Source organism: Streptomyces sp. NPDC051452 (genome assembly GCF_044454765.1).
Classification (GTDB): domain Bacteria; phylum Actinomycetota; class Actinomycetes; order Streptomycetales; family Streptomycetaceae; genus Streptomyces.
In genome coordinates, this window is sequence record NZ_JBITEB010000022.1 from 26,396 (window position 1) to 42,623 (window position 16,228).

Annotated in this window: 11 protein-coding genes and 1 riboswitch; of the genes, 6 read left to right on the forward strand and 5 right to left on the reverse strand. The window is 69.9% G+C overall.

Annotated features, from left to right (window positions below):
* Window positions 1-65 precede the first annotated feature (65 nt).
* A complete protein-coding gene (locus ACIBA9_RS34675; RefSeq protein WP_362149798.1) occupies window positions 66-503 on the forward strand; it encodes an SsgA family sporulation/cell division regulator in 438 nt (145 codons plus the stop codon).
* A gap of 189 nt (window positions 504-692) precedes the next feature.
* Here the strand turns inward: ACIBA9_RS34675 and ACIBA9_RS34680 are convergent, their stop codons facing one another.
* A complete protein-coding gene (locus ACIBA9_RS34680; protein WP_399369442.1) occupies window positions 693-2,210 on the reverse strand; it encodes a YibE/F family protein in 1,518 nt (505 codons plus the stop codon).
* A gap of 80 nt (window positions 2,211-2,290) precedes the next feature.
* A riboswitch (TPP riboswitch) is annotated at window positions 2,291-2,468 on the forward strand.
* On the opposite strand from ACIBA9_RS34680, the gene thiC reads away from it, so the two are divergent.
* Window positions 2,461-4,248 carry a phosphomethylpyrimidine synthase ThiC gene (gene thiC / locus ACIBA9_RS34685; protein WP_399369305.1) on the forward strand — a complete coding sequence of 596 codons (1,788 nt, stop codon included), beginning with the start codon at window positions 2,461-2,463 and terminating at the stop codon, window positions 4,246-4,248. It overlaps the preceding riboswitch by 8 nt.
* A gap of 19 nt (window positions 4,249-4,267) precedes the next feature.
* Here the strand turns inward: thiC and ACIBA9_RS34690 are convergent, their stop codons facing one another.
* From ACIBA9_RS34690 to ACIBA9_RS34700, 3 genes are all read right to left on the reverse strand, one after another.
* A complete protein-coding gene (locus tag ACIBA9_RS34690) occupies window positions 4,268-5,137 on the reverse strand; it encodes a hypothetical protein (protein WP_399369307.1) in 870 nt (289 codons plus the stop codon).
* A gap of 182 nt (window positions 5,138-5,319) precedes the next feature.
* The gene (locus ACIBA9_RS34695) at window positions 5,320-6,399 is read right to left on the reverse strand and encodes a metallophosphoesterase (RefSeq protein ID WP_399369309.1); all 1,080 of its coding nucleotides are present in this window, start codon (window positions 6,397-6,399) and stop codon (window positions 5,320-5,322) included.
* 223 nt (window positions 6,400-6,622) lie between these two features.
* The gene (locus ACIBA9_RS34700; RefSeq protein ID WP_399369311.1) at window positions 6,623-7,735 is read right to left on the reverse strand and encodes a LacI family DNA-binding transcriptional regulator; all 1,113 of its coding nucleotides are present in this window, start codon (window positions 7,733-7,735) and stop codon (window positions 6,623-6,625) included.
* Between the two features lie 429 nt (window positions 7,736-8,164).
* Between ACIBA9_RS34700 and hisC the strand changes: the two genes are divergently transcribed.
* Complete coding sequence (hisC, locus tag ACIBA9_RS34705) at window positions 8,165-9,244, forward strand: histidinol-phosphate transaminase (protein WP_399369313.1); 1,080 nt, start codon at window positions 8,165-8,167, stop codon at window positions 9,242-9,244.
* A gap of 27 nt (window positions 9,245-9,271) precedes the next feature.
* Here the strand turns inward: hisC and ACIBA9_RS34710 are convergent, their stop codons facing one another.
* Window positions 9,272-9,652 carry a cyclophilin-like fold protein gene (locus ACIBA9_RS34710; RefSeq protein ID WP_362149792.1) on the reverse strand — a complete coding sequence of 127 codons (381 nt, stop codon included), beginning with the start codon at window positions 9,650-9,652 and terminating at the stop codon, window positions 9,272-9,274.
* 209 nt (window positions 9,653-9,861) lie between these two features.
* Between ACIBA9_RS34710 and ACIBA9_RS34715 the strand changes: the two genes are divergently transcribed.
* From ACIBA9_RS34715 to cydD, 3 genes are read left to right on the forward strand one after another with little or no spacing between them, the layout of a single operon-like run.
* Window positions 9,862-11,370 carry a cytochrome ubiquinol oxidase subunit I gene (locus tag ACIBA9_RS34715; RefSeq protein WP_399369315.1) on the forward strand — a complete coding sequence of 503 codons (1,509 nt, stop codon included), beginning with the start codon at window positions 9,862-9,864 and terminating at the stop codon, window positions 11,368-11,370.
* Between the two features lie 15 nt (window positions 11,371-11,385).
* Window positions 11,386-12,405 carry a cytochrome d ubiquinol oxidase subunit II gene (cydB, locus tag ACIBA9_RS34720; RefSeq protein ID WP_399369317.1) on the forward strand — a complete coding sequence of 340 codons (1,020 nt, stop codon included), beginning with the start codon at window positions 11,386-11,388 and terminating at the stop codon, window positions 12,403-12,405.
* 59 nt (window positions 12,406-12,464) lie between these two features.
* A complete protein-coding gene (cydD, locus tag ACIBA9_RS34725; protein WP_399369319.1) occupies window positions 12,465-16,061 on the forward strand; it encodes a thiol reductant ABC exporter subunit CydD in 3,597 nt (1,198 codons plus the stop codon).
* Window positions 16,062-16,228 lie beyond the last annotated feature (167 nt).

Below are 16,228 nucleotides of genomic sequence, written 5' to 3' on the forward strand. Positions count from 1 at the left end.
AGCAAGATTTGACCACGGTCGAGGGATGAATCCCGGCCAGTCAATGTCATATGACGGGGTAGGCGATGCGCGAGTCCGTACAGGCAGAGGTCATGATGAGCTTTCTCGTCTCGGAGGAGCTCTCCTTCCGCATTCCGGTGGAGTTGCGCTATGAGACCCGGGATCCCTATGCGGTGCGCCTCACCTTCCACCTGCCCGGCGATGCCCCGGTGACCTGGGCCTTCGGACGGGAGCTCCTGATCGACGGAGTCGGCCGGCCGTGCGGGGAGGGGGACGTGCGTATCGCGCCCGCCGATACGGAGGTGCTGGGCGAGGTGCTGATCCGGCTTCAGGTCGGATGCGACCAGGCCCTGTTCCGCTCGTCCACACCACCGCTCGTGGCCTTCCTCGACCGGACGGACAAGCTCGTGCCGCTCGGTCAGGAGGGTGCGCTGGCCGACTTCGACGCTCATCTCGACGAGGCCCTGGACCGCATCCTGGCCGAGGAGCAGAGCGCCGGCTGAAGCGTCGCGAGCTGGAGCGCCGAGTACTCCGGCCCGTACGTCGAACCGCGTGCAGGAACGCTTCTGCACCGGAAGGGCCCATGCGGGCGGCGAGGCGCGTCCTAGAGCCGGAGCCGGCCCGGAGCCAGGCCCGGCGCCTGTACCCGAACCCGAGTTCGCGCCCGAGCTGACGACGGGCCCCGCCGGGGGTCACCGCTTACGGCGGTGGCCTCTGCCGGTACGAGCCGGAAGGGGCTGTGCCGCGCCGGCCCCCGGCCTGCCTGTGCCGGGCCGGTCGGCCGACACCACCAACGCGGCGAGCGCGGTGGTGAGCGGGACCGAGGCCACCAGGCCGATCGATCCCACCAGCGTCCGCACGATCTCCTCGGCGACCAGTTCACTGTTGGCCACGGCCCCCACGCTGCTCTGTGCGATGGAGAACAGCAGCAGCAACGGCAGCGCGGCACCGGCGTAGGCGAGCACGAGCGTGTTGACGACGGACGCGATGTGGTCACGGCCGATGCGGATGCCCGCCCGGTACAGCCCGCGCCAGCCCATCGAGGGATTGGCCTCGTGCAACTCCCAGACGGCCGACGTCTGCGTCACCGTCACATCGTCTAGGACGCCGAGGGAACCGATGATGACGCCGGCCAGCAGCAGGCCGCTCATGTCGATCGATGGATACAGGCCATGGATCAGGCCGGTGTTGTCGTCCGTGTTTCCGGTGAGGGCGGCCCAGTCGATGAACTCCGAGCCGAGGAAGCCGATCAGTAGGAGGGAGGCCAGTGTGCCGAGCACCGCGACCGAGGTGCGGGCCGACAGCCCGTGGCACATGTAGAGCGCGATGAGCATGATCGCACTCGCCCCGACGACGGCCACCAGCAGCGGATTCGCCCCCTGAAGGATCGCGGGCAGGATGAACAGGGTCAGCACCAGAAAGCTCACGGCCAGCGCGATCAACGCCATCAGTCCCCGCAGCCGCCCGACCACGACGACCGCGACCGCGAAGATCCCCGCGAGCAGCGCCATGGGGAACTTCCGGTTCACATCGGTCACCGAATACTGCAACTCCCGTGGCGCCGAGGGCTCGTAGGCGACCACGACCTGCTCGCCCTGGTGCAACTGCCGCGGCTGGTCGGGCTGCACGATCTCGGTGAACGTACGGCCCTTGTCCTTGCCGGTGTCGACCCGGACGGTCGCCCTCTTGCAGGTGCCGCCCGCTTTCCGTGCCGCCGGATCGCCCTGAACGGCGGTGGGGTCACCGGTGGTCGTCCCGCCGGAGGCGTTCACCGACTTGCAGCTCACCTCGACGACTTTGGTGACCGTCGCCTGCTGGGTCTGGCGGTCGAAACCGACGCCCGTGCGCTTGTGGGACGGCGCTCCCCCGGGCCAGAGCACCACCAGACCGACCAGGACCGCCGCGGTGAACGGCACCAGGATCGCGGCGATGACCTTGCGCAGATGCTTGGAGACGGGCGCGGCGGGCCCATGGCTGTGACTGTGGCCGTGTGAGTGCCCACTCCTCTGGCCGCCGCCGGAGCCAAGCTCCTGCCTGCTGCCGTCGCCGGAACCGTGCTCGTGCGTGCTGCCGTCGCCGGAGCCATGCCCTTGTCCGTTGTCGCCGGGGGAACCGTGGCCCGCGTGACCGCGTTCACCGTCGTACGCACCGGCCGGCCCCGAGGCGCCGCGGCGGCGCGGCTCGGGTGGCTGGTAGGGGTACTGCTCCATTCTGGTCACCACCCGATCATCGCAAGAAGGGCCGGGGCCCACTGTTCACCGCACCACACATGACGCTAGCGTGGAGGCACCTTTGCACACGCGGGAGCTCGGAGCACCGGGCTGAGAGGGCGCTGACCTCCGTACACGCGATGTTTCACGTGGAACGAACGACGTTCCGCGGGAAGCGTCGTCAGACGGACACCGCTGCGTCGACCGCCGAACCTGTTACCGGGTAATGCCGGCGTAGGGAGTAGGTCTCATGACCAACAAGGACGCACGCACGCCTGTCTCCGTCCAGGACGAAAAGTCCGAGGAGGCCGGAACGTCCATCGGCTGGCACAAGGCGTATGTCGAGGGCTCGCGTCCCGACCTGCGCGTGCCGGTCCGTCAGGTGCACCTCACCAACGGGCAGTCGGTCACGTTGTACGACACCTCGGGCCCGTACACCGATCCGCTCGTGGACACCGATGTCCGCAGGGGCTTGGCCCCCTTGCGGGAGAACTGGATCATCACTCGCGGCGACACCGAGGAGTACGCGGGCCGGCCCGTCCGTCCCGAGGACGACGGAATCAAGCACACCTCACCGCGCGGCGGCCTGCGAAACCTGGACGCGGTGTTCCCCGGCCGCGCGCGTCAGCCGCGCCGGGGCCGGGCCGGCACGGCGGTGACCCAACTCGCCTATGCGCTAAGGGGCGAGATCACGCCGGAGATGGAGTATGTGGCCATCCGGGAGAACGTGGCGCCGGAAGTGGTCCGTGAGGAGATCGCCGCAGGTCGTGCGGTGCTGCCGGCCAACGTCAACCATCCCGAGATCGAGCCGATGATCATCGGCAAGCGGTTCCTGGTGAAGGTGAACGCCAACATCGGCAACTCCGCGGTGACCTCCTCCATCGAGGAGGAGGTCGAGAAGATGACCTGGGCCACCCGCTGGGGCGCCGACACGGTCATGGACCTCTCCACCGGCCGCAACATTCACACGACCCGGGAGTGGGTGCTGCGCAACTCCCCCGTCCCCATCGGCACGGTGCCGCTCTACCAGGCCCTGGAGAAGGTCGACGGCCGGGCCGAGGAGCTGACCTGGGAGATCTACAAGGACACCGTCATCGAGCAGGCCGAGCAGGGCGTGGACTACATGACCGTCCACGCCGGCGTGCGCCTCGCCTACGTACCGCTGACGGCCAACCGCAAGACGGGCATCGTCTCGCGCGGCGGCTCGATCATGGCCGCGTGGTGTCTGGCGCACCACAAGGAATCGTTCCTGTACGAGAACTTCGAGGAACTGTGCGAGATCCTCGCCGCCTACGACGTCACGTACTCGCTGGGCGACGGTCTCAGGCCGGGGTCGATCGCGGACGCCAACGACGAGGCGCAGTTCGCGGAGTTGCGCACGCTCGGGGAACTCAACCGGATCGCCAAGCGTTTTCACGTACAGACCATGATCGAGGGCCCGGGCCACGTCCCGATGCACAAGATCAAGGAGAACATCGACCTTCAGCAGGAGATCTGCGATGAGGCTCCGTTCTATACGCTCGGCCCGCTGACCACCGACGTCGCACCGGCCTACGACCACATCACCTCCGGTATCGGTGCGGCGATGATCGCCTGGTGGGGCACGGCGATGCTCTGCTACGTCACGCCCAAGGAGCACCTGGGCCTCCCGAACCGGGACGACGTCAAGACGGGCGTCATCACCTACAAGATCGCCGCGCACGCGGCCGACCTCGCCAAGGGCCACCCGGGCGCCCAGGAGTGGGACGACGCGCTGTCCGACGCCCGCTTCGAGTTCCGGTGGGAGGACCAGTTCAACCTCGCTCTGGACCCGGACACGGCACGCGAGTTCCACGACGAGACCCTCCCGGCGGAGCCCGCCAAGACGGCCCACTTCTGCTCCATGTGCGGCCCGAAGTTCTGCAGCATGAAGATCTCGCAGGACATCCGCCGGGAGCACGGCGGCAGCCGGACCGAGATCGAGGAGGGGATGGCTCAGAAGTCGAAGGAGTTCGCGGCCGCGGGCAACCGGGTGTATCTGCCGCTCGCTGACGGGTAGTCGACGGGGGCGGGTGCCCTCACTCCGGCTGGTGCTCGGGGCCGCCGAAGTCCGGGCTCGTGTAGTCGGGGCTGGTGAATCTCGGGCGGCCGGGGGCGGCGCCGTCGTCGGGGCTGCTGAAGCCGGGGCGGTCGTAGCCGAGGCGTGGCATGCGGCCGCTCGGCCCGGGCGGGGTCGTGCGGCGCACGGGCGGCGACCCGGGCTCGGCGAGGGCCTCTCGCAGGAACGGCAGGACGCCCCGCTCCAGGAGGGCGTCCCGCCAGGCCGCTCTGGCCCTTTCCAGGTCCTCCTGTGCGGCGTCCCGTGCCCGGGCCTCCGCGGAGTTGCCGTTGCGCAGCGCGGTGATCAGCAGTCCGGCGCCCGCGATGAGGATCGCCGCAGCGGTCACCGCGCCGAACACCCAGCCGGCGGTGAGCATGGTCCGGGCGATGGTCTGCCCGGGGTCGAGCGCTCTGAGGATGTACCCGACCAGCAGGAAGAGCGCCGAGGCGGTTCCGGACAAGACGGGTGCGAGGACGGCGATGACCGCGATGGCGCCCGCGCCGGTGGTCTCGGCGGCCTCGCCGAGCGTGGCGGCGAGGTCCGCCGCGGCCGCGGCCGGCTCGGGACCCGCGCTGGTGGTGTCGCCGGGGGGCGAGGCACCGGACAGCGCCGGGTGGCGCAGTTCGTCGCGGACCCTTACGTAGTGCTGGTACTCGGCCGCCGCGGCCGCGGTGATCAGGGCGGTGGCGTCGAGTGCCATGGTGCGCAGTTGTTCGGGGTTGAGCCGCTGTCCGACGGCGGCCAGATCCGGTCGGTGTGGTGCGGAGCGCAGCGCCTCATCGAGGATCCGCTCGAACTCCTGGCGGTCCTCGTTCTGCAGGTGCTGCGGAACGCTGTTCATGTGCATCCCCCGATGCTCCGTAGGGCTTGGGGCTCGCACGCCGGCGAGCCGTCGGGCAGAAACGGAGGGGAGCCTGCTACGGATAAGCCGATGGTAGAGCCGTGGCGGTCCACGGTGACAGGGGGTTGCCGGAAATTGCCCTTCCGGTCCGCGCGTACTCCGCCGGCGGACACCGGCCCGAGGAACCGTCAGCCGCCCAGGGGAAGTTGCTGGACCAGCAGCTTTCCGGCCATGGTCACTCCGCCGTCCATGGCGATGGCGAGCCCGTCGGCGTAGACGTGCGGTCCTTCGACGACCGGGCCGCCGCCCTCGTCGTCGTCCTCGGACCCGACGTCGCCCAGGAGGTAGGGAATGGGGCTGTGGCCGTGAACCACCCGGGTGCCCCCGTACGTATCGAGGAGGGAGCGGACGGCGTCGGCGCCGCCCTCGTCGCGGAAGGAGAAGCGTTTGGTCAACTTGCGGAACAGGTCCCAGCACTCGTCCGCGTCATTACGGGTGAGGGTCTCGCGGACGGTGTCGTTGACCGCCTCGATCGAGTCGCCGTAGTCGAGATAGGCGGTGGTGTCGGAGTGGAGGAGCAGATAGCCGTCGACCTCCTCCACCGCGTCGAGTCGGGCCATCCACTGCAGGTGGTGGTCCTGGAGACGGTCCATGTCGGTCTTCTGGCCGCCGTTGAGCAGCCAGGCGGCCTGGAAGGTGGCCGTTCCCGCGCCGGAGTTGACGGGGGTGTCGGCGAACCGCTTGGCGCCCAGCAGCAGCAGTTCGTGGTTGCCCAGGAGTGCCTTGCAGTAGCCGCCGGCCGCGGCCGCCTCGGCGGACAGCCGCATCACCAGGTCGATGACGCCGATGCCGTCCGGCCCGCGGTCGGTGAAGTCGCCGAGGAACCACAGCCGGGCGGTGCCGGCGCACCACTGGCCCTCGGTGTCGATCAGTCCCTGACCCCGGAGGGCGGACATCAGTTCGTCGAGGTATCCGTGGACGTCACCGACGACGAACAGCGGTCCGGGCCCTGCCGTCGGCTGCGGTGCGGCCGCGGCGGGGGCGGGGTCCGCGGGCACCTGGACGGTGTCGCCGCGGTTGATGACCGGCAGGTCGCGCTGGGTGGGCGTGTATCCCTCGGGATACGCCTCGTCGACCGGCGGGAGGGTGTCTCCCGGGTGGACGCTTCCGGCGAACGGACCGGTTTCATGGACGTACGCGGGCACCCGGAAGTCGCGTAGCGTCGCCGTCCGCTCCACCTCGGGTCCCTGACCGGCCCCCTGAGTCATCAGACCCCTCCACCATCGCGCCGCATCTGCACCGCTTCGGACTGCCTGGTCGCAGCGGTCCACGGTGTCGTGCGCCCATCATAGGAATGCGCGTAGCGCCGTGTGATGACCCAGGGGTGCTGAATCGGAACAAGACTCCAGTTCACCGCGGCTTTCGCCCCCTTTGGCCGGTGTTCGGCTGGCCCGCACCGGGCGGCGGGCCCACGATCACGGCCCGCGGTCGCTATGTGTCGTCCGGTGTCCGCGGCGGACTGACCGTCGTGCGCGGGGGACGACGCTGTGAGGAGGCGCGCACGATCATCTCGGTCGGTATCACCTGCTCCACCGGCCGGTCCGTCTCGACGCCCTCGATGGCGTCGATGAGCAGTTGGACGACGGCGGTGCCGATGCGGCGGGGCTTGAGGGAGAGCGTGGTGACGGGCGGCTCGGTGTTGGCGTAGACCATGGACTCGCTGCAGCACACCAGCAGCAGGTCGTCGGGGACCCGCAGGCCGTAGCGGCGGGCGGCGGCGAGCAGGTCGGTGCCGTTGGGGTCGAACAGGCCGTAGACGGCGTCGGGCCGGTCGGGGCGGGCGAGCAGGCGGTCGGCGGCGACGGCGCCCGCGCGCGGGTCGTGTGCCGGGTAGGCCTCGTAGACGGGATCCTGGCCGACGCGCTCGCACCAGCGCAGATAGGCGGTGGTCGACAGATGGGTGTAGGTGTCCGTCGAGGTGCCGGTGAGCAGGCCGATGCGGCGGGCGCCGGCGTCGGCGAGGTGGTCGAGGATGTCCAGTACGGCGGCCTCGTGGTCGTTGTCGACCCAGGCGGTGACCGGGAGCGAACCGGCCGGGCGGCCGTCGGAGACGACCGGCAGGCCCTGCCGGACGAGCTCGCTGACGACCGGGTCCTGGTCGGAGGGGTCGATGACGACCGTGCCGTCCAGAGCGACGTTGGACCACACGTCGTGGCGTGAGGTCGCGGGCAGGATGACGAGGGCGTAGCCGCGGGCGAGCGCGGCGGAGGTGGCGGCCCGGGCCATCTCGGCGAAGTACGCGAACTCCGTGAAGGTGAAAGGTTCATCCCCGTACGTCGTCACGGTCAGGCCGATCAGTCCCGACTTGCCGGTACGGAGGGTGCGGGCGGCGGCAGAGGGGCGGTACCCCAGCCGGTCGGCGACCTCGCGGACATGGCGCCGGGTGGCATCCGGGAGTCGGCCCTTGCCGTTGAGGGCGTCGGAGACGGTCGTGATGGAGACGCCGGCGGCGGCGGCCACGTCTCTGATGCCCGCCCGGCCCGGCCGGCTGCCTCGCCGTGAGGTTTCCGCGCGGCTCACCTGGTGCTTCCCTGCTGCTGTCATGGCGAGCCGATAGTAGGGCTCATGCGGTGGGGTAGTGCGGACGCATATGCACGCGTTGACAGGCACGTTTCTGCATGGTCGTACAGCCCCAACTGCCTTTGAAACCAAGGTACTTGATGAATCCTATGCCAAGACGTGACTTGTTGACGCGGATGGACCTGCCAACTCCTCGATGTCTCGAAGAGGTCTCAACTCACCTTCACGAGGGATGCGCGCCAGGGCGCGAGCTACCGGCGCGTAGATATATGTACGGCGCGCCCCCTGAAACGTACGCCTTCGTACGGTGATGCCCCTGATGCCGGTCGGATCCGACGGGCTTCACCTCTCGCTGTCACGCACCTGTACGCAGCGGCGCCGAATCCTCATAAGGTGAGGAGTATTGGAAGCCGGCGGCGTCGACGGTCCGCCGGTGCCTGTGAGGAGGACTGCGTGAGCGAGACGAGCCCCAAGCTGCGCGCCGAGCTGGAGGGTATCCCCACCTATAAGCCGGGCAGGCCCGCCACGGCCGGCGGCCCGGTCGCCTACAAGCTGTCCTCCAACGAGAACCCGTACCCGCCTCTGCCGGGGGTGTTGGAGAGCGTGACCTCGGCGGCCCACGACTTCAACCGCTACCCGGACATGGCTTGCAGCGGGCTGATGGCGGAGCTGTCGGAGCGGTTCGGTGTTCCGCTCGCGCATCTGGCCACCGGCACCGGCTCGGTCGGGGTCGCCCAGCAGCTGATCCAGGCCACCAGCGGCCCCGGTGACGAGGTGATGTACGCCTGGCGGTCCTTCGAGGCGTACCCGATCATCACGCGGATCAGCGGTGCCCGGCCGGTGCAGGTCCCGCTCACACCGGGCGATGTGCACGACCTGGACGCGATGGCGGAGGCGATCACCGACCGCACCCGACTGATCTTCGTCTGCAATCCCAACAACCCGACCGGAACGGTGGTGCGGCGGGCCGAGCTGGAACGATTCCTCGACCGGGTGCCGCGCGATGTGCTGGTGGTACTGGACGAGGCCTACCGCGAGTTCATCCGGGACCCCGAGGTGCCCGACGGTGTCGAGCTGTACCGGGAGCGCCCCAACGTCTGTGTGCTGCGGACCTTCTCCAAGGCGTACGGCCTGGCAGGGCTGCGCGTCGGTTTCGCGATCGCCCATGAGCCGGTGGCCGCGGCCCTGCATAAGACGGCGGTCCCGTTCGGGGTGAGCCAGCTCGCGCAGGAGGCTGCGGTCGCCTCGCTACGCGCGGAGGACGAACTGCTGGGCCGGGTCGGGTCGCTGGTCTGTGAGCGCACGCGCGTGGTCGACGCGCTGCGCGCCCAGGGCTGGACGGTGCCGGAGACGCAGGCCAACTTCGTGTGGCTGCGGCTGGGGGACCGGACGGCCGCGTTCGCGCAGGCCTGTGAGCAGCATGGTGTGGTGGTCCGGCCGTTCCCGGGCGAGGGTGTGCGGGTGACGGTCGGGGAGACCGAGGCGAACGACATCTTCCTGAAGGCGGCGGAGGGCTTCCGCAGGGAGCTCTAGCCGCTCCGGCGGCGCTCCGGCCGTCGATCAGTCCTCGTCGATCAGTTCCACCCGCACGGGGTCACCGTGCCGGACGGTCGCCAGCGCACGGGCGTCCGCGTCCAGCGTGCCGAGGACATTGCACGGGCTCGCGAGGCGGCATTCGCCGCCTCGCGAGATCGGCGTGGGGCCGTAGGGGAGGGCGAGCGCGTCGCCGTCCGTCCAGAAGGCCACCGTGCCCGGCTCCACGACCTCCCGGGCGTCCGTTTCACGTGAAACGGAGACTCCTGTATCGAAATACACCTCCTCGCCCCATGTGTACGCGGTGGAGGTCAGCGGCAGTGCCTTGGCGAGGGCCTGTGCGGTCGGGGTGTGCCCGACGAGCGTCGCGGTGATGTTGCCCGCGGGCCAGGAAACGCGTATCTGCATGGCGCGCAATTCAACAAGATGTTGAAGTCGCTGCCAAGGGGTCGACGTCGGGGCAGAGGAGGGACCCCCCCTCGATTGTGGAAAATCAGTGCGTCATAATGGCTTGTGAATGTGAACGCGTTCACAAGCGCGTCCCGATTGCTCCTGTATGCGTGCGGCAAAAGGGGCAAACCGCCGCTTCATCACGGCGTAGTAAGGAGAGTGACGACGTGGACCTGGCTCTGGCGCCGGAAACGCTGGCGCGCTGGCAGTTCGGCATCACCACCGTCTACCACTTCCTGTTCGTCCCGCTGACGATCTCCCTGGCCGCCCTCACGGCCGGGCTACAGACGGCCTGGGTGCGCACGGAGAAGGAGAAGTACCTCAGGGCGACGAAGTTCTGGGGGAAGCTCTTCCTGATCAACATCGCGATGGGCGTGGTCACCGGCATCGTGCAGGAGTTCCAGTTCGGCATGAACTGGTCCGACTACTCGCGCTTCGTCGGGGACATCTTCGGCGCCCCACTCGCCTTCGAGGCCCTGATCGCGTTCTTCTTCGAGTCGACCTTCATCGGCCTGTGGATCTTCGGCTGGGACAAGTTGCCCAAGAGGATCCACCTGGCCTGCATCTGGATGGTCTCGATCGGCACGATCCTGTCGGCCTACTTCATCCTCGCGGCCAACTCCTGGATGCAGCACCCCGTCGGCTACAAGATCGACAAGGTGAAGGGGCGCGCCGAGCTGACCGACTTCTGGGCGGTGCTGACCCAGAACACCGCGCTCAGCCAGGCCTTCCACACCCTCTCGGCGGCCTTCCTGACCGGTGGCGCCTTCATGGTGGGCATCTCCGCCTACCACCTGACCCGCAAGAAGCACATACGCGAGATGAAGACCTCGCTGCGGCTCGGCTTGATCACCGTGGTCATCGCCGGCATGCTCACGGCGGTCAGCGGCGACACCCTCGGCAAGGTCATGTTCAAGCAGCAGCCGATGAAGATGGCCGCCGCCGAGGCGCTGTGGGACGGCCAGAAGCCGGCCCCGTTCTCGATCTTCGCCTATGGCGACGTGGAGAAGGGCCACAACTCCGTCGCCATCGAGATCCCGGGCCTGCTGTCCTTCCTGGCCGACGACAACTTCACCTCGTACGTCCCCGGCATCAACGACGTCAACAAGGCGGAGCAGCAGAAGTTCGGACCGGGCGACTACCGGCCCAACATCCCCGTCGCCTTCTGGGGATTCCGCTGGATGATCGGGTTCGGCATGGCCTCCTTCGCGATCGGCCTGGCCGGGCTCTGGCTGACCCGCAAGAAGTTCCTGCTGCCCGGGCACCTGAGGGTCGGTGACGACGAGGTGCCGCACCTGGTGCTGTTCAAGAACAAGGCGCTCAGCCCGAAGCTCACCCACTGGTACTGGCGTATCGCGGTGTGGACCCTGGCCTTCCCGCTGATCGCCAACTCCTGGGGATGGATCTTCACGGAGATGGGCCGCCAGCCCTGGGTGGTCTACGGCGTCCTGCAGACCCGGCACGCGGTCTCCCCCGGCGTCTCGCAGGGCGAGGTCCTCACCTCGATGTTCGTCTTCACGGCGCTGTACGCGGTCCTGGCCGTCGTCGAGGTCAAGCTGCTCGCCAAGTACGTCAAGGCCGGTCCGCCCGAGCTGACGGAAGCCGACCTCAACCCGCCCACGAAGATCGGCGGCGACACCCGTGACGCCGACAAGCCGATGGCCTTCTCGTACTAGGCCGAGGGAACAGTCATGGAACTTCACGACGTCTGGTTCGTCCTGATCGCCGTCCTGTGGACCGGCTACTTCTTCCTGGAGGGGTTCGACTTCGGGGTCGGCATCCTCACCAAGCTGCTGGCCCGCGACCGGCCGGAGCGCCGGGTGCTGATCAACACCATCGGGCCCGTCTGGGACGGCAACGAGGTGTGGCTGCTCACGGCGGGAGGCGCGACCTTCGCCGCCTTCCCGGAGTGGTACGCCACACTCTTCTCCGGGTTCTATCTGCCCCTGCTTCTGATCCTGGTCTGTCTGATCGTCCGGGGCGTCGCCTTCGAATACCGGGCGAAGCGGCCAGAGGAGAACTGGCAGCGCAACTGGGAGACGGCGATCTTCTGGACCTCGCTGCTCCCGGCGTTCCTGTGGGGCGTGGCCTTCGGCAACATCGCGTGGGGCGTGAAGATCGACCGGCACTTCGAGTACGTCGGCACCGTCGGGGACCTGTTCAACCCCTACGCGCTGCTCGGCGGCCTGGTGACGCTCACCCTGTTCACCTTCCACGGGGCGGTGTTCACCGCGCTCAAGACCGTCGGCGACATCCGGCTCCGGGCACGGAGACTGGCCCGGTGGGTCGGTGTCGTGGCTGCCGTCGTGGCGCTCGCCTTCTTGCTGTGGACACAGGCCCACAGTGGTGACGGCAAGAGCATGGTGGCCCTGATCGTGGCGGTCGGTGCCCTGGTGATCGCCCTCATCGCCAATCAACTCGGCCGCGAGGGATGGTCGTTCGCGCTGTCGGGGATCACCATCGTGGCAACCGTGGCGATGATCTTCCTGTCGCTCTTCCCGAACGTCATGCCCTCCACGCTCGACGGGGAGTGGAGCCTGACGGTCACCAACGCCTCGTCGAGCCCGTACACCCTGAAGATCATGACCTGGTGCGCGGCCGTCGCCACGCCGATCGTCATGCTCTACCAGGGCTGGACCTACTGGGTGTTCCGCAAGCGGATCGGCATACAGCACATCGCGCCTGACGCCGGGGCCGGCAGCGCACACTGAGTCCGCCGAGGGTGTGTTTCACGTGAAACACACCCTCTGGACCGAAGGGCATGTTTCACGTGAAACCAATCGATCCACGCCTTCTGCGGTACGCCCGCGCCACCCGGCTCTTCCTGGCGGCCGTCATCGGTCTGGGCGCCGTCGGCTCGGGGCTTCTCATCGCCCAGGCGATGCTCATCGCCGACGTCGTCGTCGGAGCCTTCCAGCGCGGGCAGTCGGTCGCCGACCTGCGTACTCTCCTGCTCCTGCTGGCGGCCGTGGCCGTGGGCCGGTCGGTGGTGGCGTGGCTCACCGAGCTTGCCGCGCACCGCGCGAGCGCGGCGGTGAAGTCGGAGCTGCGGGGACGGCTTGTGGACCATGCGGGCGCGCTGGGTCCCGGATGGCTGAGCGGACAGCGGACCGGCTCCCTGATCACCCTGGCCACGCGCGGTGTGGACGCCCTGGACGACTACTTCTCCCGCTACCTTCCCCAGTTGGGCCTCGCGGTCGTCGTGCCGGTGGCGGTGCTGGCGCGGATCGTCACCGAGGACTGGGTGTCGGCGGCGATCATCGTCGGTACGCTGCCGCTGATCCCGCTCTTCATGATGCTGATCGGCTGGGCGACCCAGTCCCGGATGGACCGGCAGTGGCGGTTGCTCTCCCGGCTGTCCGGCCACTTCCTGGACGTCGTCGCGGGCCTGCCCACGCTGAAGGTGTTCGGTCGGGCCAAGGCGCAGGCCGAGTCGATCCGCCGGATCACCGGCGAGTACCGCCAAGCCACGCTGCGGACTCTGCGTATCGCCTTTCTCTCCTCCTTCGCCCTGGAGTTGCTGGCCACGCTGTCGGTCGCGCTGGTCGCCGTGACGATCGGTATGCGGCTCGTCCACGGCGACATGGACCTCTCTGTCGGCCTGGTGGTCCTGGTGCTGGCGCCCGAGGCCTATCTGCCGTTGCGGCAGGTGGGTGCGCAGTATCACGCGGCGGCCGAGGGGCTCGCTGCCGCGGAGGAGATCTTCACCGTGCTGGAGACGCCGGTTCCGGCGTCCGGTACCGGGGCGTTGCCCGCGGCCGTGGGTGGGATGTCGTTCGAGGGGATCACCGTCCGCTACCCGGGTCGCTCGGTGGATGCGGTGGCCGATGTGTCCTTCAGCGTCGAGCCCGGGGAGACCGTGGCGCTCGTCGGACCCAGTGGCGTGGGCAAGTCGACGCTGCTGGACGTACTGCTGGGATTCGTACGGCCCGCCGAGGGCCGGGTGCGGATCGGGGGCGCCGATCTCGCCGGGCTCGACCTCGCGGAGTGGCACTCACGGATCGCGTGGGTACCGCAGCGGCCCCACCTGTACGCGGGGACCATCGCGGAGAACGTGCGGCTGGCCCGGCCCGACGCGGACGACACCGCCGTACGTCGGGCGCTTCGGGACGCGGGAGCGCTGGACTTCGTGGACGCCCTGCCCGGCGGTGCCGGCACGGTGCTCGGGGAGGACGGGGCGGGTCTGTCGGCAGGGCAGCGGCAGCGGCTCGCACTCGCCCGGGCCTTTCTCGCGGACCGGCCCGTGCTGTTGCTGGACGAGCCGACGGCCTCGCTGGACGGGGTGACGGAGGCCGAGGTCGTGGCGGCGGTGCGGCGGCTCGCGGTGGGGCGGACGGTGTTGCTGGTGGTGCACCGGCCGGCCCTGCTGGAGGTGGCGGACCGGGTGGTACGGCTGGAGGGCACCGAGGCGGTGGGGCACCCGGGCGATGCTCGGCCCACCGGGGAACTCCACCCCCTGGACTCCCGTCCCCTGGACTCCGGCCCTCGCCTCTCCGAGGCCCGACTCGGCCGACGGGAAGGTGGAGTGGAGGCGGCTCGGCCAGGCCCGCCGGGCGATGGGCCGCGGAAGGCTCGGTCGGGGGGTCGCGGCGAGAGCGTTTCGGGGGGCCGGGCGCGGCCCCGGGTGCTGGGCAGGGTTCGGGGGGTTGCCGGGCAGCGGCGAGGGCGGCTTCTGCTGGCGTTGCTGCTCGGTGCCCTGGCGCTCGGCAGCGCCGTCGGGCTGATGGCCACCTCGGGCTGGCTCATCTCGCGGGCCTCGCAGCAGCCGCCGGTGCTGTATCTGATGGTGGCCGTGACGGCGACGCGGGCGTTCGGAATCGGGCGGGCCGTCTTCCGCTACGCCGAGCGGCTGGTGTCGCACGACGCCGTGCTGCGGATGCTGGCCGACACCCGGGTGGCGGTCTACCGCCGCCTGGAACGCCTCGCACCGGCCGGGTTGCGCACCACCCGCCGCGGGGACCTGCTCACCAGGCTGGTAGCCGACGTGGACGCGCTACAGGACTACTGGCTGCGCTGGCTGCTGCCCGCCGGTGTCGCCGTGGCCGTGTCCGTCGCCTCCGTCGGCTTCACGGCCTGGCTGCTGCCCGAGGCGGGGGCAGCTCTCGCCATAGGGCTCGTGGCGGCCGGAGTCGGTGTCCCGCTGGTGACCGCGACCGCGGCCCGGCAGGCCGAGCGGCGGCTGGCGCCGGCCCGCGGCGCGTTGGCGACCCGTGTGGCCGACCTCCTCACCGGCACCGCCGAGCTGACCGTCGCGGGTGCGCTGCCGTCCCGTACCGACGCCGCGCGGCGGGCCGACGGTGTCCTCACCCGCATCGCCACCCGCGGCGCCGCCGTCACCGCGCTCGGGGACGGGCTCACCGCGCTGATCTCCGGCCTGACCGTCACGGCCACCGCGCTGTTCGGCGCCCAGGCGGTGGCGGCCGGCCGGCTCGGCGGCGTGGCCATGGCGGTGGTCGTCCTCACCCCGCTCGCCGTCTTCGAGGCCGTCTTGGGGCTGCCGCTCGCCGTGCGCTACCGGCAGCGGGTACGGCGGAGCGCGGAGCGCGTGTACGAGGTCCTGGACGCCCCGGAGCCCGTGGCCGAGCCCGAGCGGCCCCGGCAGGTACCCGCCTCGCCGTTCCCGCTGGTGGTCAGGGAACTGACCGCACGCTATGAGGGGCGGCCGGACACGGCGCTGACCGGCCTCGACCTCACCTTGGAGCGGGGACGCCGGATCGCCGTCGTCGGTACGTCGGGCGCCGGCAAGACGACCCTCGCCCAGGTGCTGCTGCGCTTCCTCGACCCGGAGGCGGGCTCCTACACGCTCGCCGGTGTGGACGCGTGCGAGCTGGCCGGTGACGACGTACGGCGGCTCGTCGGGCTGTGCGCACAGGACGCGCACCTCTTCGACAGCTCGGTGCGCGAGAACCTGCTGCTGGCCAGGAAGGATGCCACCGAGGCCGATCTGCGCGGCGCGCTGGCCCGGGCCCGTTTGCTGGACTGGGTGGAGGGGCTGCCCGACGGGCTGGACACGCTCGTGGGCGAGCACGGTGCCCGGATGTCCGGCGGTCAGCGGCAGCGGCTGGCGCTGGCCCGTGCGCTGCTGGCCGACTTTCCGGTCCTGGTGCTCGACGAACCGGCCGAGCATCTGGATCTGGCGACGGCCGACGCGCTCACCGCCGATCTGCTGGCCGCCACCCGGGGTCGTACGACGCTGCTCATCACCCATCGGCTGGCCGGACTGGACGTGGTCGACGAGGTGATCGCACTGGAGGCGGGCCGGGTGGTGCAGCGGGGCCCGTACGCGGAACTGGTCGCGGTGGACGGCCCGGTGCGGGCGATGGCGCGACGGGAGGCGGCGGCGGAGTCGCTCGTGGGAGCGCGCTGAAGCGGCCGTCGGCTGTTCGCTGTTTCGGATGAACAGGGCCCATTGCCCTCTGGGGGCGACGCCGACCTGGCGGGGCGCGCGGTAGGCGGCGATCGGAGGCGTCGCCGAGGAGGGCGACCGGCCCACCGACTGCGTGCCGTCGCCCGCCACGGTCATCCGCCCACGGC

Coding starts and splice junctions, on each gene's coding strand:
- ACIBA9_RS34675 (WP_362149798.1), top strand. CDS start 66: ATGCGCGAGTCCGTACAGGCAGAGGTCATGATGAGCTTTCTCGTCTCG.
- ACIBA9_RS34680 (WP_399369442.1), bottom strand. CDS start 2,210: ATGGAGCAGTACCCCTACCAGCCACCCGAGCCGCGCCGCCGCGGCGCC.
- thiC (WP_399369305.1), top strand. CDS start 2,461: ATGACCAACAAGGACGCACGCACGCCTGTCTCCGTCCAGGACGAAAAG.
- ACIBA9_RS34690 (WP_399369307.1), bottom strand. CDS start 5,137: ATGCACATGAACAGCGTTCCGCAGCACCTGCAGAACGAGGACCGCCAG.
- ACIBA9_RS34695 (WP_399369309.1), bottom strand. CDS start 6,399: ATGACTCAGGGGGCCGGTCAGGGACCCGAGGTGGAGCGGACGGCGACG.
- ACIBA9_RS34700 (WP_399369311.1), bottom strand. CDS start 7,735: ATGACAGCAGCAGGGAAGCACCAGGTGAGCCGCGCGGAAACCTCACGG.
- ACIBA9_RS34710 (WP_362149792.1), bottom strand. CDS start 9,652: ATGCAGATACGCGTTTCCTGGCCCGCGGGCAACATCACCGCGACGCTC.
- cydB (WP_399369317.1), top strand. CDS start 11,386: ATGGAACTTCACGACGTCTGGTTCGTCCTGATCGCCGTCCTGTGGACC.